Source organism: Aurantiacibacter xanthus, assembly GCF_003584015.1.
GTDB lineage: Bacteria > Pseudomonadota > Alphaproteobacteria > Sphingomonadales > Sphingomonadaceae > Alteraurantiacibacter > Alteraurantiacibacter xanthus.
Genome location: NZ_QXFM01000139.1, coordinates 111,471 through 136,145 on the forward strand (window position 1 = coordinate 111,471; position 24,675 = coordinate 136,145).

At 64.1% G+C, this 24,675-nt stretch carries 21 protein-coding genes; 14 read left to right on the forward strand and 7 right to left on the reverse strand.

Annotated features, from left to right (window positions below; all coding sequences use genetic code 11):
* Positions 1-307: 307 nt before the first annotated feature.
* A complete protein-coding gene (locus D2V17_RS18060; RefSeq protein WP_245978798.1) occupies positions 308-2,626 on the forward strand; it encodes a TonB-dependent receptor in 2,319 nt (772 codons plus the stop codon).
* A gap of 327 nt (positions 2,627-2,953) precedes the next feature.
* A complete protein-coding gene (locus D2V17_RS18065; RefSeq protein WP_191229283.1) occupies positions 2,954-5,473 on the forward strand; it encodes a TonB-dependent receptor in 2,520 nt (839 codons plus the stop codon).
* Between the two features lie 116 nt (positions 5,474-5,589).
* Here the strand turns inward: D2V17_RS18065 and D2V17_RS18070 are convergent, their stop codons facing one another.
* A complete protein-coding gene (locus tag D2V17_RS18070) occupies positions 5,590-6,708 on the reverse strand; it encodes a 5-methyltetrahydropteroyltriglutamate--homocysteine S-methyltransferase (protein ID WP_119594546.1) in 1,119 nt (372 codons plus the stop codon).
* A 257-nt stretch (positions 6,709-6,965) separates the two neighbouring features.
* On the opposite strand from D2V17_RS18070, the gene D2V17_RS18075 reads away from it, so the two are divergent.
* From D2V17_RS18075 to D2V17_RS21045, 3 genes are all read left to right on the forward strand, one after another.
* Positions 6,966-9,089: a PQQ-dependent dehydrogenase, methanol/ethanol family gene (locus D2V17_RS18075; RefSeq protein WP_119594547.1), complete on the forward strand. Its 2,124-nt coding sequence runs from the start codon at positions 6,966-6,968 to the stop codon at positions 9,087-9,089.
* 167 nt (positions 9,090-9,256) lie between these two features.
* On the forward strand, positions 9,257-10,768 hold the full coding sequence (locus D2V17_RS18080; RefSeq protein ID WP_119594548.1) for an aldehyde dehydrogenase family protein: 1,512 nt from the start codon (positions 9,257-9,259) through the stop codon (positions 10,766-10,768).
* 130 nt (positions 10,769-10,898) lie between these two features.
* On the forward strand, positions 10,899-11,195 hold the full coding sequence (locus D2V17_RS21045; RefSeq protein ID WP_147367464.1) for a hypothetical protein: 297 nt from the start codon (positions 10,899-10,901) through the stop codon (positions 11,193-11,195).
* Between the two features lie 5 nt (positions 11,196-11,200).
* Here D2V17_RS21045 and D2V17_RS18085 read toward each other — a convergent pair whose 3' ends face one another.
* Positions 11,201-11,794, reverse strand: coding sequence for a hypothetical protein (locus tag D2V17_RS18085; protein WP_119594549.1), 594 nt, complete (start codon positions 11,792-11,794; stop codon positions 11,201-11,203).
* 137 nt (positions 11,795-11,931) lie between these two features.
* Here D2V17_RS18085 and D2V17_RS18090 point away from each other — a divergent pair, with 137 nt between their 5' ends.
* From D2V17_RS18090 to D2V17_RS18110, 5 genes are all read left to right on the forward strand, one after another.
* Positions 11,932-12,804 carry an amidohydrolase family protein gene (locus D2V17_RS18090; protein ID WP_281270607.1) on the forward strand — a complete coding sequence of 291 codons (873 nt, stop codon included), beginning with the start codon at positions 11,932-11,934 and terminating at the stop codon, positions 12,802-12,804.
* A gap of 1 nt (position 12,805) precedes the next feature.
* Positions 12,806-13,309 carry a protein-tyrosine phosphatase family protein gene (locus D2V17_RS18095; RefSeq protein WP_191229284.1) on the forward strand — a complete coding sequence of 168 codons (504 nt, stop codon included), beginning with the start codon at positions 12,806-12,808 and terminating at the stop codon, positions 13,307-13,309.
* A 27-nt stretch (positions 13,310-13,336) separates the two neighbouring features.
* Complete coding sequence (locus D2V17_RS18100) at positions 13,337-14,083, forward strand: SDR family NAD(P)-dependent oxidoreductase (protein ID WP_119594550.1); 747 nt, start codon at positions 13,337-13,339, stop codon at positions 14,081-14,083.
* A gap of 83 nt (positions 14,084-14,166) precedes the next feature.
* Positions 14,167-15,174 carry a zinc-dependent alcohol dehydrogenase family protein gene (locus tag D2V17_RS18105; protein WP_119594551.1) on the forward strand — a complete coding sequence of 336 codons (1,008 nt, stop codon included), beginning with the start codon at positions 14,167-14,169 and terminating at the stop codon, positions 15,172-15,174.
* A gap of 77 nt (positions 15,175-15,251) precedes the next feature.
* Positions 15,252-16,151 (forward strand): TauD/TfdA dioxygenase family protein, encoded by a 900-nt coding sequence (locus D2V17_RS18110; protein WP_119594552.1) that lies wholly within the window; start codon positions 15,252-15,254, stop codon positions 16,149-16,151.
* Positions 16,152-16,164: 13 nt separating this feature from the next.
* On the opposite strand, the gene D2V17_RS18115 is transcribed toward D2V17_RS18110, so the two are convergent.
* Positions 16,165-16,569, reverse strand: coding sequence for a response regulator (locus D2V17_RS18115; protein ID WP_119594553.1), 405 nt, complete (start codon positions 16,567-16,569; stop codon positions 16,165-16,167).
* Positions 16,570-16,823: 254 nt separating this feature from the next.
* Positions 16,824-17,225, reverse strand: a complete 402-nt coding sequence (locus D2V17_RS18120) for a VOC family protein (protein WP_119594554.1) — start codon at positions 17,223-17,225, stop codon at positions 16,824-16,826.
* Positions 17,226-17,341: 116 nt separating this feature from the next.
* On the opposite strand from D2V17_RS18120, the gene ligM reads away from it, so the two are divergent.
* Both ligM and D2V17_RS18130 read left to right on the forward strand, forming a co-directional pair.
* A complete protein-coding gene (gene ligM, locus D2V17_RS18125) occupies positions 17,342-18,751 on the forward strand; it encodes a vanillate/3-O-methylgallate O-demethylase (protein ID WP_342767858.1) in 1,410 nt (469 codons plus the stop codon).
* A gap of 101 nt (positions 18,752-18,852) precedes the next feature.
* Entirely contained in the window at positions 18,853-19,539 is a 687-nt protein-coding gene (locus tag D2V17_RS18130) for an alpha/beta fold hydrolase (RefSeq protein ID WP_119594556.1), read from the forward strand.
* An 18-nt stretch (positions 19,540-19,557) separates the two neighbouring features.
* On the opposite strand, the gene D2V17_RS18135 is transcribed toward D2V17_RS18130, so the two are convergent.
* The 3 genes from D2V17_RS18135 to D2V17_RS18145 all read right to left on the reverse strand — a co-directional run bounded on the left by D2V17_RS18135 (position 19,558) and on the right by D2V17_RS18145 (position 23,448).
* Positions 19,558-20,988, reverse strand: coding sequence for a globin-coupled sensor protein (locus D2V17_RS18135; RefSeq protein WP_119594557.1), 1,431 nt, complete (start codon positions 20,986-20,988; stop codon positions 19,558-19,560).
* A gap of 160 nt (positions 20,989-21,148) precedes the next feature.
* Positions 21,149-22,159: an NAD(P)H-dependent flavin oxidoreductase gene (locus tag D2V17_RS18140; RefSeq protein ID WP_191229285.1), complete on the reverse strand. Its 1,011-nt coding sequence runs from the start codon at positions 22,157-22,159 to the stop codon at positions 21,149-21,151.
* Entirely contained in the window at positions 22,156-23,448 is a 1,293-nt protein-coding gene (locus D2V17_RS18145) for an aspartate kinase (protein ID WP_119594558.1), read from the reverse strand. The genes D2V17_RS18140 and D2V17_RS18145 overlap by 4 nt, the downstream gene beginning before the upstream one ends.
* Before the next feature lie 56 nt (positions 23,449-23,504).
* On the opposite strand from D2V17_RS18145, the gene ubiG reads away from it, so the two are divergent.
* On the forward strand, positions 23,505-24,254 hold the full coding sequence (gene ubiG / locus D2V17_RS18150) for a bifunctional 2-polyprenyl-6-hydroxyphenol methylase/3-demethylubiquinol 3-O-methyltransferase UbiG (protein WP_119594559.1): 750 nt from the start codon (positions 23,505-23,507) through the stop codon (positions 24,252-24,254).
* A 4-nt stretch (positions 24,255-24,258) separates the two neighbouring features.
* A partial coding sequence (locus D2V17_RS18155; protein ID WP_245978799.1) for a bestrophin family protein occupies positions 24,259-24,675 on the forward strand: 417 nt, incomplete at its 3' end.

Below are 24,675 nucleotides of genomic sequence, written 5' to 3' on the forward strand. Positions count from 1 at the left end.
GCCAAGGGGGCTCTCACAGCAAGGTAATCGGTCACCATCGACATCATAGCACGCTCTTGCTCTTGCAGACTGTCTGGCTAGGCATAAGTCGCGAAAGCTTAAGCCCCTGTGTGGAAGCCATTAAGCAATCCGCAAGGTTCGCCGCGCCACGGGGGCAGCCCGATGTGGCCAATCCGCCACAGGACAGAGTCAATTTGACTTTATCGTTACCTCAGGAAATTACTATTGGCTGCAAGAGCGTCTAGGGGCCGCGGCAACGGAATTGCGCTCACACGCGATAGCCGTGCAACCCCTAGGAGAGAATGTCTTGGCTCATACCCTTACCCGTTCGCTCGCGCTGTTTCTTTCGGCCGGCACTTCGCTCGGCACCATGGCGATCGCCACTCCGGCCTTCGCGCAGGACGAAGAGGCACGCTCGACGCGGACGACCACCGAAATCGTCGTGACCGCCCAGTTCCGCGAACAGCGCCTGCAGGATACCCCGCTGGCCATCACCGCGGTTGATGCCGAACTGCTCGAATCGCGCAACCAGGACGATATCGCCCAGATCGCCGCGCAGGCTCCCAGCGTCACCCTCCAGCCGATGGGCGGTGCCTACGGCAACTCGCTCGGCGCCTCGATCCGCGGCGTCGGCCAGTTCGACTTCAACCCCGCCTACGAACCGGGCGTGGGCATGTATATCGACGACGTCTATTACGGCTCGCTGACCGGCGCCAACTTCGACCTGCTCGACCTTGAGCGGGTGGAAGTGCTGCGCGGCCCGCAGGGCACACTCACCGGGCGCAACTCGATCGGCGGCGCGATCAAGCTGTTCAGCCAGAAGCCCAACGCCACCCCCTCGGGCTATGCCGAGGCAAGCTATGGCTCGCGCAACCGCCTCGAAGCGCGCGCAGGTGCGAACTTCCCGCTGACCGACACCCTGTTCGCCCGCTTCTCGGCGGTGCACAAGCAGCAGGACGGCTACGTCGACATGATCGACTACGGCTGCGCCAACCCCGGCAACCCGGAAGGCATCCTGCCGACCTACACCACCGGCGCAGACTGCGTCGTCGACAAGCTTGGGGAGACCAACTACTCGGGCGCCCGCGCCGCGCTGCGCTATGCCGGCACCGCCGTCGATGTGCAGGTGATCGCCGACTATCAGTATTCGAACCGCGCCAGCGCTGCCGAAGTGCCGATCATCGCCCAAGGCGACGCCTCCAACTTCCTGTGCGGCCCCACCTGCACCTATGCCAGCTGGTATCTCCCCGCGGCGGGTGCGGCAGGCAACTGGACCCAGGGCCATCGCAACGAGTTCGAAGGCTGGGGCGTGTCGGGCCACATCGACTATGACGTGAGCGACAAGATCCAGATCCAGTCGATCACCGCCTATCGCGAATACAACAACAAGTGGGGCTCGGACGACGACTTCACCCCGACCCTGACCCGTGCTGCGGGCGGCTACAACGATCTCGACTTCTGGTTCTTCAGCCAGGAACTGCGCGTGAACGCCGAGCTGGGCGAGAACGCCGACCTCACCGTGGGCGGCTACTACTCGGATCAGCGCAGCACCTACTTCACGATTCAGGATATCCGCTATCTCGGCCCCAACCCGCTGCAGTTCCGCGGCAACGATCCGGTCAATGCCGACACCAAGGCGGTGTTCGGCACCCTGATCGTCAAGCCGACCGACGCGCTGACGCTGACCGGCGGCCTGCGCTACACCGAAGAGCACAAGGACTACACCTTCGTGCGCAAGCGGCTTGACGGCACCACCGGCCCGGTCGGCTCGGGCGTCGAGAACCTCGACGGCCTGACCTCGGTTTACGACGGCGACCGTGTCGACTGGCGGCTGTCGGCCGACTATCGCTTCAGCGATCAGGTGCTGGCCTATGTCACCGTGGGCACGGGCTTCAAGGGCGGCGGCGTCACCGCGCGTCCGTTCCTGCCCGAGCACGCGATCAAGGGCAGCTTCAACCCCGAGACCGTCACCTCCTACGAGTTCGGCCTCAAGACCGACCTGCTCGACCGTCGCCTGCGCCTGAACCTGGCAACGTTCTACAACGAGTATGCCGACATCCAGCTCGGCCTGTCGGACTGCTCGGACTACGGTGGCGGCCCCTGTGCGGTGATCGCCAACGCTGGCGACGGCAAGATCTGGGGCGCGGAAGCCGAGCTGTTCGCAGAACCCGTCGACGGCCTGACCATCGACGCTTCGGCCAGCCTGCTCGATTCGGAATACAGCTCGATTTCCAGCGCGGTCGGCAACAGCGTTACGCTTGCCGATCCGATCGTCACGCCGGAGTTCCAGGCCAGCTTCGGCATCCAGTACCGCGCCGATCTGGGCTCGTCCGGCTCGATCACCCCGCGCTTCGATGTCGCCCATCGCGGCAAGCGTTTCGTGGGCCATCGCCTCGACGGGATCGACACCGACTTGCAGTACCTCGATGGCTTCACACTCGGCAGCGCCCGTCTGACCTGGCGCAACCAGCCGGAAGACGTGGCGATCTCGCTCGAGATCACCAACCTGTTCGACGAGTACTACCACCCGAGCCGGTTCGACGCGGTCTATGGCTTCGCCGGCACCGCCTATGCTCAGGTGGGTGCGCCGCGCGAATGGCGTGTGTCGGTCAAGAAGACCTTCTAAGCCCGACTTAGAGCTTTTCCGACCTTATCATTTTGGGGGCGGCCTTCCGGATGGAGGGCCGCCCCTTTTCTTTGCCCGCAACGCGGAGCGGAACGCCCACCGCGGGCCAATTCGCACGACAAAGAAATTAGTTACCTGACAAAATCAATTATGCTATACAGGATTAGCATAACGACACATAATCGATGGTGGCTGCCGTTCCGCTGTGCGGCAGCCAGGAGCCCATCGCAGCGGGATGCAATGAGGCTGGCAATCCGCAGTACAACAAGCGGAAAGCCAGGATGGACGGGCCGCCCAAACGGCTCGTGTTATGGGAGGAGATATCTGATGAACTCGCGTTTCAGAGCGCTTGCCTATGGCATGCCGCTGCTTGCACTTGGCGTTGCCCTGCCCGCTCACGCACAGGAGAGCGAGAGCGACAGTGCCCGCGCCAACAACGTCATCATCGTGACCGCGCAGTTCCGCGAACAGGCGCTTCAGGATACACCGCTGGCGATCACCGCCGTCACCGCCGATCAGCTCGAAGCCAAGAGCCAGACCGATCTTGCCACCATCGCCGATTCCGCGCCGAACGTGCAGATCCGCCCGGCAGCTGGCGCCTTCGGCCCATCGGTCTCGGCCTCGATCCGCGGGATCGGCCAGAACGACTTCAATCCTGCCTACGAACCGGGCGTCGGCATCTATATCGACGATGTCTACTACCCCTCGCTGACCGGCGCGATCTTCGACACGCTCGATCTTGACCGGGTGGAAATCCTGCGCGGGCCGCAGGGTACGCTGTCGGGCCGCAATTCGATCGGCGGCGCGGTGAAGATGTACTCGAAGTTGCCGACCGGCGAGACCTCGGGCTTCGTCGAGGCGGGTTACGGCATCCGCAACAAGATCACCCTGCGCGCGGGAGCCGAGTTCCCGCTCACCGACACGCTGTTTGCCCGCATCTCGGGCGTTTCCAAGCAACAGGACGGCTATGTCGACCAGCTCGACTTCGGGTGCGTCTACCCCGCCGGTGGCGGCGCCACCTTCATCAATGCCGATGGCAATGTGGAACAGATCAACCCCGCCGGCGGCGAAGCCCGCGTCATCAACAGCGACGACTGTCTGGTCGATAAGCTCGGCGGCGTCGGCTATCAGGCCGCGCGTGGCATCCTGCGCTGGGAGCCGAGCGACACCTTCGATTTCACCATCATCGCCGACTACACCAACGAAGATCGTACCGGCACCGGGCAGGTGCTGCTGCAAACCAAGCGCAACACCAATCCGAACATCCTTACCCCCGGCGGCCTGCCGATGGACGACCGCTTCATCTGCGGCCCCTATTGCAACTTCCAGGTCGAGGGCAACGCTTACGGCGGCCCGTTCGTGGCCACCATTCCGGGCGATCGCTTCGGCGCGGGCGGAACGATCATGCAGGCGACATCTGGCTCCAACCGCACGACCTATCGCGGGTGGGGCGTCTCTGGCCAGGGCAACTGGGACATCACCGAACAGCTCCAGCTCGTGTCGATCACCGGCTACCGCGAGTTCGACACCTACTTCACCGCCGATGGCGACATTACCCCGGCGCGCACCGGCTATGGCATCAACAACCTGTCGAACTGGAGCTTCAGTCAGGAACTGCGGGTGAACATCCAGCCGGTCGAAAGCGTCTTCCTGACGCTGGGGGGCTACTATTTCGAGCAGTCGTCGGTCTACGATTCGGTGCAGGATCTGCGTTACTCGGCGCCCTATCCGCTGCAATTCCGCCAGCCCGACACGATCGACGCCGATGCCAGAGCCGTGTTCGCCAACCTTGCCTGGGAGATCACGCCCGGCCTGAACTTCAACGGCGGCGTGCGCTACACCGAGGAAACCAAGGATCAGACCTATTTCCGCTACAACTTCGACGGCACGATCAACCGCTTCCTCGATCCGTTCGGCGCTTGCTACGGCGCGGGCTACAGCGGAGCCGACACCGCCGATTGCGACAACGATAACGACGTTACCGAAACCGTCGCCGCGCTGACCGGGCAGACCGCCAGCTATTCGGGCAATCAGGTCGATTATCGCGTGGCGCTCGACTATCGTATCAGCGAAGCGCTGATGGTCTATGGCTCGGTTTCGACCGGCTTCAAGGGGGGCGGATCGAACCCGCGCCCGTTCAACGCCTTCCAGCTGCTGGCGTTCGGCCCGGAAACGCTGACCGCCTACGAACTCGGCTTCAAGTCGGACTTCCTCGACCGCCGCGTGCGCCTCAACGTCTCGGCGTTCCTGAACAAGTATTCGGACATCCAGTCAGGCACCAGCCCCTGCCCGCTGCCCGCCGGGGTGCCCGATGTCTATGCCACGCCGTCAGGCTGCCGCGTGAACCTTGGCAGCGCGGACATCAAGGGCATCGAGGTCGAGCTGTTCGCCGAGCCGGTCGACGACTGGACGATCGACGCCTCGGCCAGCCACATCGATTTCCAGTACACTGAGGTCAACCCGGCCACCGGTGCCCGTCTCGACGATCCGGGCACGGGCATGCCGCCCTGGAAGGCCTCGATCGGCACGCAATATCGCGCCGACCTCGGCGCCGCCGGTTCGCTGACCCCGCGCATCGACGTGCAATATCAGGACGAAACCTTCGCCGGGTTCGACGGCACGGGCGCCAACCGCCTCGTCCAGACCCTGCCCAGCTTCACGACGGCCAATGCCCGCCTGACCTGGCGCAACGCGGGCGAGGATCTGGCCATCGCGCTCGAAGTGACCAACCTCACCGACGAGTACTACTTCTACTCGGCCTTCGATCAGCGCAACAACAACGGCGGTCGCCTCGGCACCCCGGCGCGCCCGCGCGAATGGGCGCTGACAGTGAAGAAGGACTTCTAGGTCTGCGATCTCCGGTGCCGGGCCTTGGGGGAGGCCCGGCGCAACACAAAGGGGGCGGCTTCCGCTGTCAGGAAGCCGCCCCCTTTTCTTGTCTCAGCGCTGGCTGAGGGTGAGACTTAGCCCCACACTTCCTTCGCCACCTCGATGCACAGCGCGATCTTGTCGGCCTGCTGCTGGGTCGAGATGTCGTTGCCGTGCACGGTGCTGGCAAAGCCGCACTGCGGGCTCAGCGCAAGCTGGTCGAGCGAGGCATACTTCGTCGCCTCGTCGATGCGGCGCTTGATGTCGTCCTTCGTTTCGAGATCGCCCAGCTTGGTGGTGACGAGGCCGAGCACCACGGTCTTGCCCTTGGGCAGGAACCGCAGGGGGGCGAAGTCGCCCGAGCGCGGGTCGTCGTATTCGAGGAAGAAGGCGTCGATATCGAGTTCGTTGAACATGATCTCGGCCACCGGCTCGTAGCCACCCTCTGCCGCCCACGAGCTGCGGAAGTTGCCGCGGCACAGGTGAATGGCGCGCAGCATGTCGGCAGGGGCCGAGGCAAAGCTGTCGTTGATCAGCTTGGCATACTGGCGCGTGGTGGCATCGGGATCGAGCCCGCGCTTGGCCGCATCGGCGCGCTGTTCGTCGTCGCACAGATAGGCAAGGTTGGTGTCGTCCATCTGGATGTAACGGCACCCGGCCGCCGCCAGCGAATCGACCTCGGCCCGGTAGGCAGCGGCGACATCGGCATAGAACTCTTCCATCTCGGGATAGACGTCCTCGGGAATGCCTGCACGCCCGGCGCGGAAGTGCAGCATGGTGGGCGAGGGAATCGCCACCTTGGGCACCGCGCCCGGCGCCGAAACCTGGCTGGCGAGGAACTGATAGTCCGCGAGCTGGATCGGTGCCTGATGCGCGATCTTGCCCGTCACCACCATCACCGGCGGGGCGAAGGAAACGTCCTTGCCGGCATCGTTCTTGAACGCCTTCTTGAGGCCGCCGCGCTCTTCCACGCCTGCCAGCTTCAAGAGGAAGTCGGTGTGGAAGAAATAGCGCCGGAACTCGCCGTCGGTGATGGCCTTGAGGCCGAGGCCCTCCTGCCATTTGACGAGATCGGCAATGGCGGCATCCTCCACCTTGCGCAGTTCTTCGTAGGAGATGTTCTCGGCAGCACGATGCTCGCGCGCCTCGATCACCGATTGCGGACGCAGGAAGGAGCCGACGTGGTCGGCACGCAGGGGCAATTGACTGGTCATGTGTGTGGTCCTGTCTTGGCTATATGCGAATGATGCAAAGCCAGGGTCATAACGCGGGCTCGCGCTCGACTGACCGGCGACTGATGCCGCGTTGCGAGGGATTGCGCAAGCACGTTCGCACAAGCGCGCCACAGCAGGCGTTTTGTACGTTCGCACAAACGCTCTCTTGACCCCTGCGGCGGCGCAATTGTAACGCTGGATAGAGTTTCGCGTATGGATCGAAAAGATCGACCAGCGCGGTGCGCGAGGAGAGGGAAATGCACCTGTTGAAAGCGGCATCGGGCGCCGTGCTGGCGCTGGTTCTGGCAGCCTGTTCGGCGACGGACGGCGATGGCGGTGTTACCACCGAAATGCTGGTGAACGCCGATAGCGATAATGCCAACTGGCTCACCTATGGCCGCGACTATTCCGAGCAGCGCTATAGCCCGCTCGACCAGATCAACCTCGACAATGTGAGCGAACTGGGCCTCGCCTGGCACGCCGACATGGACACCGCGCGCGGACAGGAAGCGACCCCGCTGGTGATCGACGGCAAGATCTACGTCACCACCGCCTGGAGCAAGGTGAAGGCTTACAACGCCGCCACCGGCGAACCGCTGTGGGACTTCGATCCGCAAGTGCCGGGCGAGACAGCGGTGAAAGCCTGCTGCGATGTCGTCAACCGCGGCCTCGCCGCCTATGGCGACAAGCTCTACCTCGGCACGCTTGATGGTCGGCTGATCGCGCTCGATCGCGAAACGGGCAAGGAAGTGTGGTCGAAGGTCACGGTCGACCAGTCGAAGCCCTACACCATCACCGGCGCGCCGCGCGTAGTGGCGGGCAAGGTTATCATCGGCAACGGCGGCGCCGAATACGGCGTGCGCGGCTATGTCACCGCCTACGATGCCGAAAGCGGCGAGCAGGCCTGGCGCTTCTACGTCGTGCCCGGCGGGCCGGAGGAAGAAGGCACCGAGCCTGAGTATCTCGCCAAGGCGCGCGAGACGTGGAACGGCGAGTGGTGGAAGTTCGGCGGTGGCGGCACCGTGTGGGATTCGATGGCCTACGACCCCGAACTCGACCTGCTCTATATCGGCACCGGCAACGGCAGCCCGTGGAATCAGGCCTATCGCAGCCCCGGCGGCGGCGATAACCTCTATCTGTCCAGCATCGTGGCGATCCGCCCCGAGACCGGCGAATATGTCTGGCACTATCAGGAAACCCCCGGCGACACCTGGGATTTCACCGCCACCCAGCACATCATGCTGGCCGATCTCGAAATCGACGGACGCAAGCGCAAGGTGCTGATGCAGGCGCCGAAAAACGGGTTCTTCTACGTCCTCGACCGTGAGACCGGCGAACTGATCAGCGCCAACAACTACGTGCCGCAGAACTGGACCACCGGGATCGACATGGCCACCGGACGCCCGAACGTGGTGCCCGAGGCGCGCTACGGCGATACGGGCAAGCCGTTCATCGGCTCGCCCGGCGCGGGTGGGGCGCACTCGTGGCACCCGATGGCCTTCAGCCCGACCGAAGGGCTGGTCTACATTCCGGTGATCGAAGCGGCCTTCCCCTATTTCCCCGAGGCCGACTGGAAGCCCGATGCCAAGCGCGGCTTTAACGTGGGCGTCGACCAGTCCGCAGGCGGAATGCCCGCCATCGAGGCCGTGCGCGAAGGCGCGGCGGCCAGCACCAAGGGCGCGCTGATCGCCTGGGACCCGGTGACGCAAAGCGAACGCTGGCGCGTGCAATATCCCGGACCGTGGAACGGCGGCCTGCTTTCGACCGGGGGCGGCCTGCTGTTTCAGGGCACCGCCTCGGGCTACGTCAAGGCCTACAGCGCCGCTGACGGCGCCGAGAAGTGGAGCTTTGCCGCCCAGACCGGCGTGATCGCCCCGCCGATCACCTATTCGATCGACGGCGAACAGTATGTCGCGGTGATGGCGGGTTGGGGCGGCATCTGGGCGCTCGCGCCCGGCGGCATCGTGAACGAGACCAGCGGCCCCGTGCCCAACATCTCGCGGCTGCTGGTGTTCAAGCTCGGCGGCACCGACAAGCTGCCCGACGCACCGCCACTGGTGCGCCGTCCGCTCGACCCGCCCGCCTTCACCGGCGATCCGGCCAGGCTCACCCAGGCGACCTACGACTATGGCCGCTACTGCGGGGTGTGCCACGGCGATGCGGTGGTCGGCTCCACCGTGTTGCCCGACCTGCGCCGTTCGGCCGTGCTCAACAGCGCCGAAAGCTGGCAGGCCATCGTCCACGACGGGGCGCTGCAACAGAACGGTATGGTCAGCTTCGCCGACAGCCTGTCGAAGGAGCGGATCGAGGGCATCCGCCAATACGTGATCTTCCGCGCCAACGAGGACAAGCAACTGGGCGGAATCGGCGCGCAGAAATAGGCGACAAGGCAACAAGGCGACGGGTCGAGGCTCGACTCGTCGCGCCCAGCATACTAACGAACGTTATAGTTTCGGCGCACTGGTGGTATGCTCCCCCGGCGTCGCTATCTAGGGTTAACGTTAATCGGGCCCCGGCTCGAATCGCTATGGGAAAGGAGAGAATTCTCATGAACGAAGTCACTGCCATCGACCGCACCCAGCCTGAATATTCGGCAGCGGTGAAGAAGGCGCTCGCCCGCGCGCCCCAGCTCTACATCAACGGCGAATGGGTCGACAGCTCGGGCGACGCCACGATCGACGTCGAAGATCCGTCGACCGGCAAGGTTGTCGCGAAGATCGTCGAGGCGACCGACAAGGACGTCGACCGCGCCGTCGCCGCCGCCCGCACCGCCTTCGACGACCGCCGCTGGCGCGACATGCCGCCGGTTGCGCGCGAAAAGATCATGCACAGGATCGCCGACCTGATCCTCGCCAATGCCGACGAGCTGGCCGAGCTGGAAGCGATCGACGTGGGCAAGCCCAAGGGCATGGCCAGCGCGGTCGACGTGCCGGGCGCTGCCGCGCACTTCACCTATATGGCAGGCTGGGCCGGCAAGATCGGCGGCGAGACGCAGGCGCCCTATTCGATGCCGGGCGGCATGATGTTCGCCTACACGCTGAAGGAGCCGGTCGGCGTCTGCGCGCAGATCGTGCCGTGGAACTTCCCGCTGCTGATGGCCTGCCTCAAGATCGCTCCGGCGCTGGCCGCTGGTTGCACCACGGTGCTCAAGCCCGCCGAGCAGACCAGCCTCACCGCGCTGCGTCTGGCTGACCTGATCCACGAAGCGGGCGTGCCCGCGGGCGTGGTCAACATCATCACCGGCTACGGCCACACCGGCGGCGACCGCATGGTCAAGCACCCCGATGTCGACAAGGTGGCCTTCACCGGCTCCACCGAGATCGGCAAGCTGATCAACCGCAACGCCACCGAAACGCTCAAGCACGTGACGCTCGAACTGGGCGGCAAGAGCCCGGTGGTGGTGATGCCCGATGTCGATGTCGCCGAAACCGCGCCGGGCGTGGCCGGAGCCATCTTCTTCAACTCGGGCCAGGTCTGCGTCGCCGGATCGCGCCTTTATGCGCACAAGTCGGTGTTCGACAAGGTCGTCGAAGGCATGGCCGAAACGGCGGACTTCTGGGCTCCGCGCGCCTCGCTCGATCCTGCCGCGCACATGGGCCCGGTGGTCTCGTCCGAGCAGTTCGACCGCGTGATGGGCTACATCGACGCGGGCAAACGCGACGGCGCCTCGGTGGTCATGGGCGGCGACAGCCCGGGCGGTGACGGCTACTACGTCAACCCGACCATCCTCACCGACGTGAACCCGCAGATGAGCGTCGTGCGCGAGGAGATCTTCGGACCCGTCGTCGTGGCCCAGCGCTTCGAAGACCTCGACGAGGTGGTGAAGGACGCCAACAACACGCAGTATGGCCTCGCCGCCGGTGTGTGGACCAAGGACATGTCTGCCGCCCACCGCATCGCCAGCCGCCTGCAGGCCGGCTCGGTGTGGGTGAACTGCCACGCCATGATCGACCCGGCGCTGCCGTTCGGCGGTTACAAGGAATCGGGCATCGGCCACGAACAGGGCCGTCTCGGCCTTGAGGCCTACCTTGAGACCAAGTCGGTGCTGATGAAGCTCTGATTTGAATCAGCCTTGACCAAAAAATGGCCCGCTCCGGCATTGTCAGGGCGGGCCATTTTTATCGGAGATATTGAACTTTAAGAATAAAGGCGCAAGATTCACTTCTCTGAGAAACAGCGGAGGGCGAATCGTGGCAACAGAGCAAGATATTGCGCTTGGGGTAATGCAGGTTGCAAGCAATCAACCCAGCGGGATTGCAACCTTCAAGCGTTGCTACAAAGAAGTTCCCAATATTGTACAACTTGATGCGACAAATTTATCCCCGTCTCAGACAAGAAACGGTGAGCCGATGTGGCACCAAATTGTTCGAAATATTAAGTCTCATGATATTTCAGACACAAATTTCATCGCAAAAGGATGGTTAGTACATTTGCCCCGTGTTGGGTATCAAATTACCGCAGCAGGTAGAGCGCATCTCGGAACTTAAGCTGTCTATGCAAAACGCTTCTTATAGCCAGGTTCGAGCCATTTGAGTTCAGTACGACTCGGAGCATTTTTGTCCCAGACAAACCAAGCATACGCCGTTGTGCCGCTTCCTTTTCTTTCGGCTCCCGCCGGATAAAAGGTGATGCGCTCGCTAAAGACCCAAACCCGTGAAGGTGGGTTTTCCCTAAAAATTGTTCTTTGTCGATTTGCACCCTCAAGGAACGCGAGGCGTAGTAAGAGGGCAAATTTGCTCCCGGCCTTCTCTAGGCCAGATCGCAAAAATCCTTCCGCAGCATTGTACGGTGGATTGGTGACTATATTCTCCGCGCGTCGGGACGATTTGAGAAAATCGTGGCCAGATTCGCCGTAGCCACGATCATAGAGATCAGAACTAATAACGTTCGCAGCGCCTTCCTGAAGTACTTCTGCCATAGCGCCATCACCGCAGGCGCATTCCCAAACATCACCGCAAAAGCGCTCGTTATCGACAAGCGCATAAGTCGCCCAACGCGGAGTGGGGAAAAAATCAGGGCCGCTTAGATCCGCAAAGCGTTTGATTGTAGGCTTGTATCCGCCATTGAGATTATATGTATCATCCATAGATTAAATCTATCAGAATCAGTGCGTTAGTCAACATTAGTTAAGTGATTCTGAAGACTCGATTTTCCTGTGCTGGCCCTTTCCGCCCTTCGGCATTACTGGTATCGGGACCACGCGGCGGCACCGGAAAACGAACCTTGCCAATAGACCTCGATAAAATCCGCGCCATCGACGTGCATGTCCACGCCGAGGTCTCGTGCCATGATCCCGAAGACCCGGTGATGGGCGCGTTCTTCGATGCCGCCAGCGCCTATTTCAAGGCCCCGCGCGAACGGCCCAAGATGCCCGAGATCATCGAGCTGTACCGCGAAAGCCGGATCGCCTTCTGCATGTTCACGGTCGATTGCGAGAGCGGCATGGGCGCCAAACGCGTCTCGAACTACGAGGTCGCCGAACTCGCCAACAAGAACGACGACATCTGCATCCCCTTCGCCTCGATAGACCCGCACAAGGGCAAGTACGGCGCGCGTGAGGCGCTCGACCTGATCGAGAACCACGGCGTGAAGGGCTTCAAGTTCCACGGCATCGCGCAGAACGCCCACCCGGCGGACCGCATGGCCTATCCGATCTACGAGGTCATCAACGCGTTCAAGCTGCCCGCCATCTTCCACACCGGCCACTCGGGCATGGGCACGGGAATGCGTGGCGGCGGAGGGCTGCGCCTCAAATATGGCGAGCCGATGCTGGTCGACGATGTCGCGGTGGACTTCCCCGACATGACAATCATCCTCGCCCATCCCTCGTGGCCCTGGGTCGATCAGAGCCTGTCGATGGCGCTGCACAAGGACAACGTCTTCATCGACCTCTCGGGCTGGAGCCCGAAGTATTTCCCGGAGCAGGTGATCCGCTATGCCAACACCCAGCTCAGGCACAAGATGCTGTTCGGCAGCGACTTCCCGCTGATCCATCCCGACAAGTGGATCGCCCATGCGCAGGAAGTGGGGTTCCGCGAGGAGGTCATGCCCTCTATCATGAAGGGCAATGCGGCAAAGGTACTGGGGCTGGCCTGACTTGAACGATCCGGCGCATATTCCGGCGTGGCAACGCCTGTCGTCCGAGGTCACCACCTCGGGCATGCCCGCCGAGCGCAACCTGCGCGATATGATCGGTGCGGGAATCAAGCATGTGCTCGACCTCACGCCCCAGGGCCACCCCGAGGCATTGCCCGGCGAGGAACATGGCCTGCGTCTGCTCGGCATAGGCTACACCCGTGTTGGTGTACCTTACGCGGCCCCGACCGAGGAGCATTACAAGGCCTTTGTGCGCGCCGTGGAGGCCCTGCCACGCCCGCTGCATGTCCATTGCATCGCCAACTATCGCGTCTCCGCCTTCTTCTACCGCTATCACCTTGAGTGCGGATGGAACGAGAACGAAGCCCGCGCCGTAATGCGGCAGCAGTGGGAGCCCGACACCAGCGACGACCCCACCGCCGCGCCCTGGGGGGCCTTCGTGAGCGAGGCACGGCTCGCATCCGAGCGGCGGCGCAAAATCCACCCGCCCCGGAACCACGCCTGACACAACAACAAGAACGGAACGAGACGGATGCAATTTGACGGCCAGCACATCGCCATTACCGGCGCTTCCTCGGGCATCGGCCTTGCCACCGCCCGGATGCTGCATGCACGCGGCGCTAAGGTGACGCTGATCGCGCGCCGCGCCGAGCAGTTGCAGCAGGCCTGCGACGAACTCGGCAAGGGCGCGGCGTTCGCGGTGGGCGACGTGGGCGACCGGGCCGAGCTGGAAGCCGCACTCGATCGAGCGGTCGAGCAGAACGGCCCCATCGAAGGCCTGTTCGCCAATGCCGGGCTGACCGGGGATTTCACCCCGTTCACCGAGTTCGACGGCGAGATTTTCGAAAAGACCATCAAGGTCAACCTCACCAGCGTGTTCTGGGCGATCCAGAAGGTAATGCCCGCCATGATCGAGGCGAAGAAGGGATCGATCCTCATCACCGGCTCGATGGCGAGCAAGCGCGGCATGGCGCTGAACCCGGCCTATGTCGCCAGCAAGCACGGGGTGCTCGGGCTCGCCCGCGCGGTGGCGGTGGAGATGGCCCCGCACAATGTTCGCTGCAACGTGGTGATTCCCGGCTTCATCGAAACCGAGGCGCTGGCCCGCATCCCCGACGAGCAGCGCGGCAAGATCGAGGGCCGCGTCCCCCAGCGCCGGATGGGGAGCAGCGAGGAACTGGCCGAAACCGCCTGCTTCCTGCTGTCGGATGCCGCCAGCCACGTCACCGGGCAGGACTGGGCGGTCGACGGCGGCACGCTCAACACGCTCGAAATCTGAACCAAGAACACTGCCCCGTTCGTGTCTCGACTTCGCTCGACACGAACGGCTAGGGTAAGGCGAAATTCAAGGGAGACGAAACAATGCGCGCATGGCTGATGCCCGAAGGCTGCGACGGCTTCGACAAGATCCACCTCGCCGACCTGCCCGATCCCGAGCCCGGCCCCGGCGAAGTGCTGATCGCGCCCAGGGCCTGGTCGATCAACTACCGCGACTTCGCGGTGGCGGCGGGCAAATATTTCGGCGGCCCGATCACCGAGCCCTCCATCCCGCTGTCGGACGGCGCGGGCGAGGTCATCGCGGTTGGCCGGGGCGTCAACAACGTGGTTGTCGGCGACAAGGTGCAGGGCAGCTTCTTCCTCGACTGGATGGACGGCCCGCAGGCGATGGGCCGCGCTCTGGGTGACGGCAAGGCGCCGGGCATGCTCGCCGAGAAGGTGGTGCTGCCGCAGCAGGGCGTGGTGAAGATCGCCCAGAGCCTCTCCTATGCCGAGGCCGCCTGCATGCCCTGCGCGGGCGTCACCGCCTACAACGCGCTGTTCATGGGCGGGCGCCCGGTCGGCAAGGGCAGCCGGGTGCTGGTGCTCGGTTCGGGCGGGGTCTCGATGATCGCGCTGCAACTGGCCAAGGCGGCGGGCGCGGAGGTCATCGCCACCTCATCGAGCGACGCAAAACTGGAGCGGGTGAAGGCGCTCGGGGCCGATCATCTGGTGAACTACAAGAGCACGCCCGAATGGGGCAAACACATCGCCAAGAATTTCGGCGGTGCAACGCAGGTGGTCGAGGTCGGCGGCACCGGCACCTTGCAGCAGAGCATCAACGCGCTCGCCCCCGAGGGCGAGATCGCGCTGATCGGCGTGCTGTCGGATGGCGAACCGCCCCACCCGCGCCAGCTGATGATGACGGGCGGCTCGATCCGCGGCATTTTCGTCGGCTCGGTGCGGATGGCAAAAGATCTCAACACCATGGTCGACGAGCAGGCGATCAAGCCCCCCATCGGCGCGACCTTCGGCTTCGACGAGGCCATCGCCGCCTATGCCCATGCCTGGGGGCCGGACAGCTTCGGCAAGACCGTCATCACGCTGGATTGACGTTGAACAAGGCGCGCGGGTGGCTAAGAAGCCAGGCATGATGATCGATCAACAAGATCGAGAGAGAGGAAACAGTTATGTGGCAGGTCCGCGTTTCGCCTTGTGGCGACTTCGATAATCACCCGTTCCAGTCGAACCACTTCACGGTCGAGCCGCTCTCGGCCGCGATGGGCGCGGAAGTGGTGGGCGTGCGCCTGCCCGAGCTGAGCGACGAGGGCGTCGAAAGCCTCAAGCAGGCGCTGTGGAAGCACAAGATGATCTTCCTGCGCGACCAGCACCTGACCCATGCCGAACACGAGGAATTCTCCACCCGCCTCGGCCCCTTCGCGGTCGATGCCTATACCCAAGGCGTGGAAGGCCACCGCGACGTCCACCCGATCATCAAGGAGGCCGACGAGGTCACGCCCAGCCTGTTCGGCGGCGGATGGCACACCGATAGCCCGTTCCTGCCCGAGCCGCCCTCGATCACCTTCCTCAGGCAGGTCGAAGGCCCGCCCTATGGCGGCGACACCGCCTGGGCCAACACAGCGCTGGCGTTCAAGCACCTGAGCACAACCTATCAGGACATGCTGCGCCCGCTGAAGGTGTGGATGAGCGCGCGCAACAACATCGCCACGCAAGCCTTCCTGCGCGGCGAGGCATTGCCCTTCGGCGATCCCGACAAGCTCGCGCAGGGCATGAAGGGCAGCTACCACCCCTTCGTCCGCACCCACCCGCACACCGGCGAGCCCTCGCTCTATATCTGCGACACCTACGCTGCCGGGATCGAGGGCATGACCACCCACGAGGCACGGCCGATCATCGAGTGGCTGGTGCAGCACACCACCCAGCATGCCTTCACCTGCCGCCTGCGCTGGCAGCCGGGCATGGTCTGCATGTGGGACAACGCGGCGACCATGCACCTCGGCCCCAACGACTATGACGGATTCCGCCGCGAGATGTACCGCACCACTATCGCGGGCGGCGTTCCGGTCTGAGCGAAGCGGCTCCTCAGGCGGCCGCGAGGGCTGGCGAAGGCCGGCTCTCACTGGCCCCGATCAGCTCGCCGACAGCTTCGAGCAGGCTCCGCAAGGCCAGGGGCTTGGCCATGAAGCCGTCGGCGCCAAGCTGGCGGATACGCTGCTCGTCCTTGGGTGAGGCGAAGGCGGTGATCGCCAGCACCGGCATCGTGGCATAGGCAGCGTCGCGCCGCAGGCGGCGGATCAGCGTCTCGCCAGAGATGTGCGGAATGTTGATGTCCATGGTCACAAGGTCGGGCGCATAGTCGCGCACGGCGTCCATCACCCGCGCGCCGTCATCGACCTCGCACACGTCATAGCCATGCAGGCGCAGGCTGTCCGACAGGAACATCCTGTTGAGCAAGTCGTCTTCGACTACCAGAACCCTTTTTGTCATGCCGCATCCCGTCAGGCTGAGCCATTGCTCGCTAAAACGTCGGGATCGAAAATCCCACGCAGCCCTTAACAAGACGTAGACGCTCGGCACCCACGCGGGATGAATGGAGCCATATTCTGGACGAACCGCCGAGAAATGGCCTTCCGCAGACAAAAATGGCAAAGTCAGCGCCCAATATGACCGACCCGGAGTTAACTTATTTTAGTTAAAATTGAATTAACTACTTCACGATGAGGCACGAATACCGCAAACACCTATTCACCGAAGAAATTCAGTTCGAGAAGAATGTTATTGGGGTCGGCGGTGAAGATCTGTCTGAGGCCAATCGCCGCGACCAGATTCTCCTGATAGTCCGCCCCGCGCCGGTCCAGCCGCGCCTTCATCTCGTCATAGCCGCTCAGGCGCAGCGCGACATGGTGCAGAGCGCCGGTCAGCGCGCCGGGAGTAATCTCGCGATCATAGGTCCGCGGACAATCGAGCGAGTTGATATGGATGATCGCGCGATCCTGCGCATCGTACATCCAGGTGGCCGTCTGCGGCGTCAGCGGCGGCGGGGCGTCGCGCCGTTCGAGCCCCAGCAACGAGGCATAAAACTCCGCCGTTCCGTCCAGATCGTCGGTGATGATATTGATGTGGTCGAGCGCTTCCACCTTCATGAGCCACCTCCTGTCGTTTTGTGCCGCTTATGGCTTGCGCGCCTAGCGCAGTATTGTATGTGACACATACTATTTCGTATATGTGATTCCTTCACAACCCTGAGAGGAGAGCCATAGTGGCCGAAAACCTGGAACAAGTTCTTGCTGGTGCCAACGGCGATATCGTTGGTCAGCTGCGCAACAACAAGATCGGTGCCTACGTGTATCCGGTCGTTGCCCCGGAATTCTCGAACTGGCGTTCGGAGCAGTGGGCATGGCAGCACGGCGCCGTCCTGTTCGATCAGTCGCACCACATGTTCGACCTCTACATCAATGGCCCCGACGCGCTGAAGCTGCTGTCGGACACCATGATCAACTCGCCGGCCGGCTTCGAGGTCAACAAGGCCAAGCAGTACGTGCCGACCACGCCTTATGGCCACGTGATCGGCGACGGCATCATCTTCCGCCTTGCTGAAGAAGAGTTCGTCTATGTCGGCCGTGCGCCGGCTGCCAACTGGCTGATCTACAACGCCGAAAAGGGCGGCTACAACGTCGAGGTCATCAACGATCCGCGTTCGCCTTCGCGTCCGATGGGCAAGCCGGTGAAGCGCATTTCGTGGCGTTTCCAGATCCAGGGCCCGCAGGCCTGGAACGTGATCGAGAAGCTGAACGGCGCTCCGCTCGACAAGCTCAAGTTCTTCAACATGGGCGAGATGAAGATCGGCGACAAGACGATCCGCACCCTGCGTCACGGCATGGCCGGCTCGCCGGGTCTGGAAATCTGGGGCCCCTACGAAGATCAGGAATATGTCCGCGAGCACATCCTGAAGGCTGGCGAAGAGTTCGGCCTGATCCCGGTCGGTTCGCGCGCCTATCCGTCGAACACGCTGGAATCGGGCTGGATCCCCAGCCCGCTGCCCGCGATCTACACCGGCGACAAGCTGAAGGATTACCGCGAGTGGCTCGGCGCCGACAGCTATGAAGCGACCGGCTCGATCGGCGGTTCGTTCGTTGGCGAGACCATCGAAGACTACTACCTGAACCCCTACGAGCTGGGCTATGGCCCGTTCGTGAAGTTCGACCACGACTTCCACGGCTCGGACGTGCTGAAGGAAGTTGCCGAGAACAAGGACACCCAGCGCAAGAAGGTGACCCTCGAGTGGAACGCAGACGACATGAAGACCATCGTCGGCTCGCTGTTCAACCCGGAAGGCCCGAACTACAAGTTCTTCGACCTTCCGCTCGCGAACTACGCCAACTCGAACTACGACGCTGTGGTCGATGCCGCTGGCAACACCGTCGGTCTGTCGATGTTCACCGGCTACTCGTTCAACGAGAAGCGCGGCCTGTCGCTGGCGACCGTTGACCACGAAATTCCGCTCGGCACCGAGCTGAAGGTGAAGTGGGGCGAAGCGCCGAACACCGAGAAGACCACCGTGGAAGACCACGAGCAGTTCGAAGCCCGCGTCATCGTGTCGCCGGTTCCGTACTCGAAGATGGCTGGTGACACCTACCAGGCTGGCTGGCGCTCGGGCCGTCAGGGCTAAGCACCGGACCTTCAGGTCTACGAACAAGAGGGGGAGGCAGTGCAAACTGCCTCCCCTTTTTCGTGCCCGCACTTTAGGACGGTCGCAAAGGAGAGATTGCGATGGCCAACTATGTTCTCGTTCACGGCGCCTGGGGCGGCGCGCAGACCTGGGGCCGCGTACCCGCCATGCTGGAGGCGCAGGGGCACAAGGTGCTGGTGGCGACGCTGCCCGGCCTCGGCTCGCGGCAGGACGAGCTGCATCCGGGCATCACCCTGAGCGACCATATCGACGACGTGTGCGACCAGATCGGCGAGGCCGGGTTCGAACGCTTCATCCTGGCTGGCCACTCCTATGGCGGCATGGTCATCACCGGCATTGCCAGCAGGCTCGGGCGTACAATCGATGCAATCTGCTATGTCGATGCGTTCTGGCCCGACGACGATCAGAGCCTGTGGGACATCACCGGCGAGTTCGAGCACAAGTGGTACATCGAATCGCAGCGCCACCGCCCCGGTCTGGTGGCCCCGATCGGTGCGATCGACTTTTCGCTGGTGCCCGGCGTGGTCGGCTATCACCCGCTGCTGACGCTGACCGAAGCGCTGATGCTCTCGGGCGATGAACAGGCAATCCCGCGCAAGAGCTACATCTTCGCCACCGGCTACGAGCCCAGCCCCTTCCCGCGCTTTGCCAGTAAGGCCAAAGCGCTGGGCGTGGACTATCACGAGACCGACACCGATCACTTCGTGATGCAGAACGCGCCCGAACTGACCACCAAGGTGCTGCTGGAGCTGGCCCGGCCCGACTAGGCGCGCAGGCTCCGCGGGCTAGGCCGCGCGGCGCTGAGCGCCGTGCAGGCCGGCCTCCGCCGCCGTGTGATCGAGCGCGAACCGCTGAACGAGGCCATTCATCCGGTTCGCCTCGCTCGCCAGCACATTGGCCGCCGCGCTCGATTGCTCGACCATGGCGGCGTTGTTCTGGGTCGAACGTTCCATCTCGCTCACCGCAAGCGTGGTCTGCCCCAGCAGCGCGCTTTGCGAGCGGGTGATCTCGGCCAGCTGCTGGGCCAGCTCGTTGAGACTGGCCACACGGCCATTGATGTCACCAAACGCCTCGCCCGACTGCGCCACCAGCGTCGAGCACCGCGACACCTGCTCCACACTGCGAGTGATCAGCTCCTTGATGTCATTCGCCGCATCGTTGCTGCGCTGAGCCAGCGCGCGCACTTCGCTGGCCACCACGGCAAAGCCCTTGCCCGTTTCGCCCGCGCGCGCGGCCTCGACACCGGCATTGAGCGCCAGCAGGTTGGTCTGGAACGAGATGCCTTCGATCACCTCGATGATCTTGCTGATCTCGCTGGTCGCCGCCTCGGCGTGGCGGGTGGCTTCCACCGCTTCAGACACGGTTGCGCGGCCGGAATCGGTGGTTCTGAGCGTGTCGGCCAGCGCCGAGGAGATCTGGTGCGACGCCTTGGCCGTCTCTTCGACATCGCTGGCAAGACTTCGGGTGGTGGCCGAAGTCTCCTCCAGCGTTGCCGCCGTGGTCTGGGTGCGGATGGCGAGATCGTCGGTCGCCTGCCGGATCTCGCTGGCCCCGCGATCGATCGATTCCGAAGCGACCGACACACCCGCCAGCGCCTCGTTGACCGACGCGCGCATGCGTTCGAAGTCCGCCGCGATGTCGGCATATTCGGGCGGCAGTTCGCCCAGCCCTTGCGCGAAGTTGCCCTCGGCCATGCGGTTGAGACCCGCCGCCAGTTCATCGAGCGCCTGTGTGCGCTTCGTCTGCTCGGCGATGAAATAGGCCGACAGCGCCAGCTCCATGTCGAGCAGCGCCATCTTGATCAGCCCGCTCAGCTTGTCGGCGAGGCCACGGCCCAGCACGCGCTGGACCAGCGAGGACTTGACCATCCCGCCCACAACCCGCCCCAGCACACGGGCATAGCCGCCGATGTACCAGCTCGGCTCCAGCCCGACCTTCGCATGCACGAAGCCGATCTTGCGGCTGCGCTCGATCTGCGCCGCCTCGGGCTTGCCCGCGAACAGCGACTGCCAGTGCGCCAGCTGCGCCTGCTTCGCCCGGTTCAGATGCTCGGCAGAGGAGAACTTGTCGGCCAGCTCGGGCTGCTCATGAACCGCCCCATAGAGGTCGTCGAGCGCCTCGGGGGCGTGACGGTCCAGATGCCGCGCAACCGCCGGAAAGCTGCGGAGATCGCGCTCTGTCAGAGCGAAAAAGCGGAACCTGTCTTCTGGTGTCATCTGGATGCTGCCCGTGTTTTGTTTGCAGCTCCCTTAAAATCGTTCCGGTTAATCATGGTTTCACCGGACCTAGGAGAATCCCGCATGGCATTCCCCCGGATCGACACCGCTTGTTAAGAACCATGACCCGAGCGCTGTCTGCACAGCGCCCGTATCATGGTCAGCGCCGCGTCAGCGCCTCTTCGCTTTCACGCAAGAGCCGGGCGATGATGTCGGCCACCGGCTCTTCGGCGCTAACCATGCCCACGCTCTGCCCGGCCATCAGCGAGCCGCTTTCGACGTCACCGTCGATCACCGCGCGGCGCAGGGCGCCGGCCCAGAAGTGCTCGATCTGCAACTGCGCCTCGCCCATGTCGACGCTGCCCTGATCGAGCAGCAGCGCAACTTCGCGTTGCTTGGCGGCGAATTCCTCGGTGCCCTTGTTCTTCAGCGCGCGGACCGGGATCACCGGCAGGCGCGCGTCGATCTGGACGCTGGCCTCGGCATCGCGGGCCTTGGCGCGGAAGAAGGCCTTCTTGAAATCGGGGTGCGCAATGGACTCGCTGGCGCAGGCGAAGGCCGTGCCCATCTGCACGCCCGCCGCGCCCATTTCGAGATAGGCCGCGATCATGTCGCCGCGCCCGATCCCGCCGGCCACGAACACCAGGTGTTCGGCGGCAAGCTCAGGCAGGAACTCCTGCGCCAGAACGCTGGTGGAGATCGGGCCGATATGGCCGCCCGCCTCGCTGCCCTCGATCACCAGCGCATCGGCGCCGCCACGGAACTGCTTCTTGGCCAGCGCCAGCGTCGGCGCGAACACGATCACCTTGGCCCCGAAGGCCTTGATCGCCTCGATCGAGCCCTTGGGCGGAATGCCGCCCGCCAGCACCACGTGGCTCACGCCATGCTTCTCGCAGACGCCGATCAGGTCGAACAGCGCCGGGTGCATGGTGATGAGGTTCACGCCGAACGGCCTATCCGTCAGCGCCCTGGTCCCGGCGATTTCGGCATCGAGCAGCTCGGGCGTCATCGCTCCGCAGGCGATCACACCGAAGCCGCCTGCATTGCTCATCGCGGCGACGAGGTTGCGCTCCGACACCCAGCTCATCGCGCCGCACAGGATCGCGGTCTCGCTGCCGAGGAACGCGCAGCCGCGCGCCATCAGCGCCTGCGTCTTGGGGAAGGCGCTCAAACGCCGGCCCCGTCGACCGCATCCTCGGCATCGAGGTCATAGGCGGTGTGCAGCACGCGCACGGCCAGTTCGGTCTCGTCCGAATCGATCAGCACCGAGACCTTGATCTCGCTGGTCGAGATCGCCTGCACGTTGATGCCGCGGTCGGCCAGCGCCTTGAACATGGTGGCGGCAACGCCGGTGTGGCTCTTCATGCCCATGCCTACCACCGAAACCTTGGCGACCTTCACATCGGTGATGATGCGGTTGAAGCCGATCTTGTCGCGCAGGCCTTCCAGCAGCGCCTGCGCGCGGGCCAGCTCGGCCTGCGGCACGGTGAAGGTCACGTCGGTCTCGCCCTTGTCGCGGCCCACGTTCTGGATAATCATGTCGACATTGATGCCGGCCTCGCCCAGCGGCAGGAAGATCTCGGCCACCGCGCCCGGCTTGTCGGGCACGCGGGTGAGGACGACGCGGGCTTCGTTCTTGTCGAGCGCGATCCCGGTGACGGTCTGGCGTTCCATGTTCTCTTTCTCCAGATAGGCTTCCATCTCCGCTTCGGAGACGATCATCGTGCCGGGCAGGCTGTCGGCGCTGGGGGCATCGGCATCGACGAAGCTGCTGAGCACCTGCAACCGCACGTTCTTCTTCATCGCAAGGCTGACCGAGCGGGTCTGCAACACCTTCGCGCCGACCGAAGCGAGTTCGAGCATCTCCTCGAAGGTGACGTACTTCTGCTTCTTGGCGCGAGCGACGATGCGCGGATCGGTGGTGTAGACGCCGTCGACATCGGTGTAGATGTCGCAGCGATCGGCATTCACCGCCGCCGCGATGGCGACCGCCGAGGTGTCCGACCCGCCGCGGCCCATGGTGGCGACGCGCCCGTCTTCGGAAATGCCCTGGAAACCGGGGATCACCGCGATCTCGCCCGCCTGCATCGCGACGAGCACGTTGGCGGCGTCGAAGTCGTCGACCCGGGCATTGGCGTGGGCGCCGAAGGTTTTCACCGGCACCTGCCAGCCCATCCAGCTGCGCGCCTTGCAGCCGATGCCCTGCAGGGTGAGCGCGAGCAGGCCCGCTGTCACCTGTTCGCCGCTGGCTACGACCGCGTCGTATTCAGCCGGGTCATAGAGCGGGTTGGCCTCGCGGCAGAAGTTCACCAGCCGGTCGGTTTCGCCGGCCATGGCGGAGACGACCACCGCAACCTCATTGCCACCGGCCGCCTGCGCGCGCACCAGTTCGGCCACGCGGCGGATGCGCTCGGTTCCGGCCATCGAGGTGCCGCCAAATTTCATTACAATCCGGGCCACGAAAGTCCCTTATCTGTTCTCTGGTTCAATTCCTTGCGCGCTGTTAGGAGCGAGTCATGACCGATGCAATATCTGGCAGTAGCGCGCAGGGGGCAACGATCCGGCCCGAAGAGGCGGCCCACTTCGGCGGGCTGGCAAGCGAGTGGTGGGATCCCAAGGGTTCCTCGGCGATGTTGCACAAGCTCAACCCGGTGCGTCTGGCCTTCCTGCGCGAGGCGGTGGACCTGCACTGGGCGGGCGATGTGGCAAGCGTGAGGCCGCTGGCGGGCAAGGCCGCGCTCGATGTCGGCTGCGGCGCGGGGCTGCTGTGCGAGCCTTTGGCAAGGCTTGGCGCGGAGGTCACCGGCGTCGACGCCGCGCCCGAGAACACCGCCGCCGCCGCTGCTCATGCCGAGGCCGCCGGGCTCGACATCCGCTACATGCCGGGTGAGCTGGGCGCGCTCGGCCTCGGCCAGTTCGACCTTGTCACCGCGATGGAGGTGATCGAGCACGTCGCCGACAAGCCCGCCTTCGTGGCGCAGCTGGCCGCGCGGCTGGCACCGGGCGGGCTGATGGTGCTCTCGACCCCCAACCGCACGCTGGCCAGCCGCACGCTGCTGGTCGGCGCTGCCGAGACGCTCGGCATGGTCCCGCGCGGCACGCACCACTGGGACGACTTCCTCACCCCCGACGAGCTGGCCGAGCTGCTGGCCGAAGCGGGCCTCATCATGGGCGAGCCGAAGGGCATCGCTTTCTCGCCAACCAAGGGCCTGCACCTGTCGGACGACCTCTCGCTCAACTTCATCGCCACCGCGCGCCGGGCCTGATCCAGTGATCGTTCGCGACAAGCCGACCCGCCTCGAACTGGCCTTCGCGGTACGCGGCTCGATCGTGCCGGTGATCGCGCCGCGTCTGCTGATGCTGGCCACGCTTGCAGCGCTGGTCGTGTTCGTCCACCACCGCTGGCCCGGCCTCGTGCCCGAGCTTGGCGGCACCGGCTTCACCGTGTTCGGCATCGCGCTCTCCCTGTTCCTCGGCTTCCGCAACAACGCCGCCTACGAGCGCTGGTGGGAAGCCCGCAAGCTGTGGGGCGGACTGCTCGCCGACCTGCGCAGCTTCGCCCGCGAGCTTGACCTGTTCGAGCCGGAACGCGAACGCCGCCGCGAGCTGCTGCGGCTCGCGCTCGCCTTCCTGCACCTGCACCGCGCCAACCTGCGCCAGCTTGCGGGCGACCCCGAGAGCACCCGG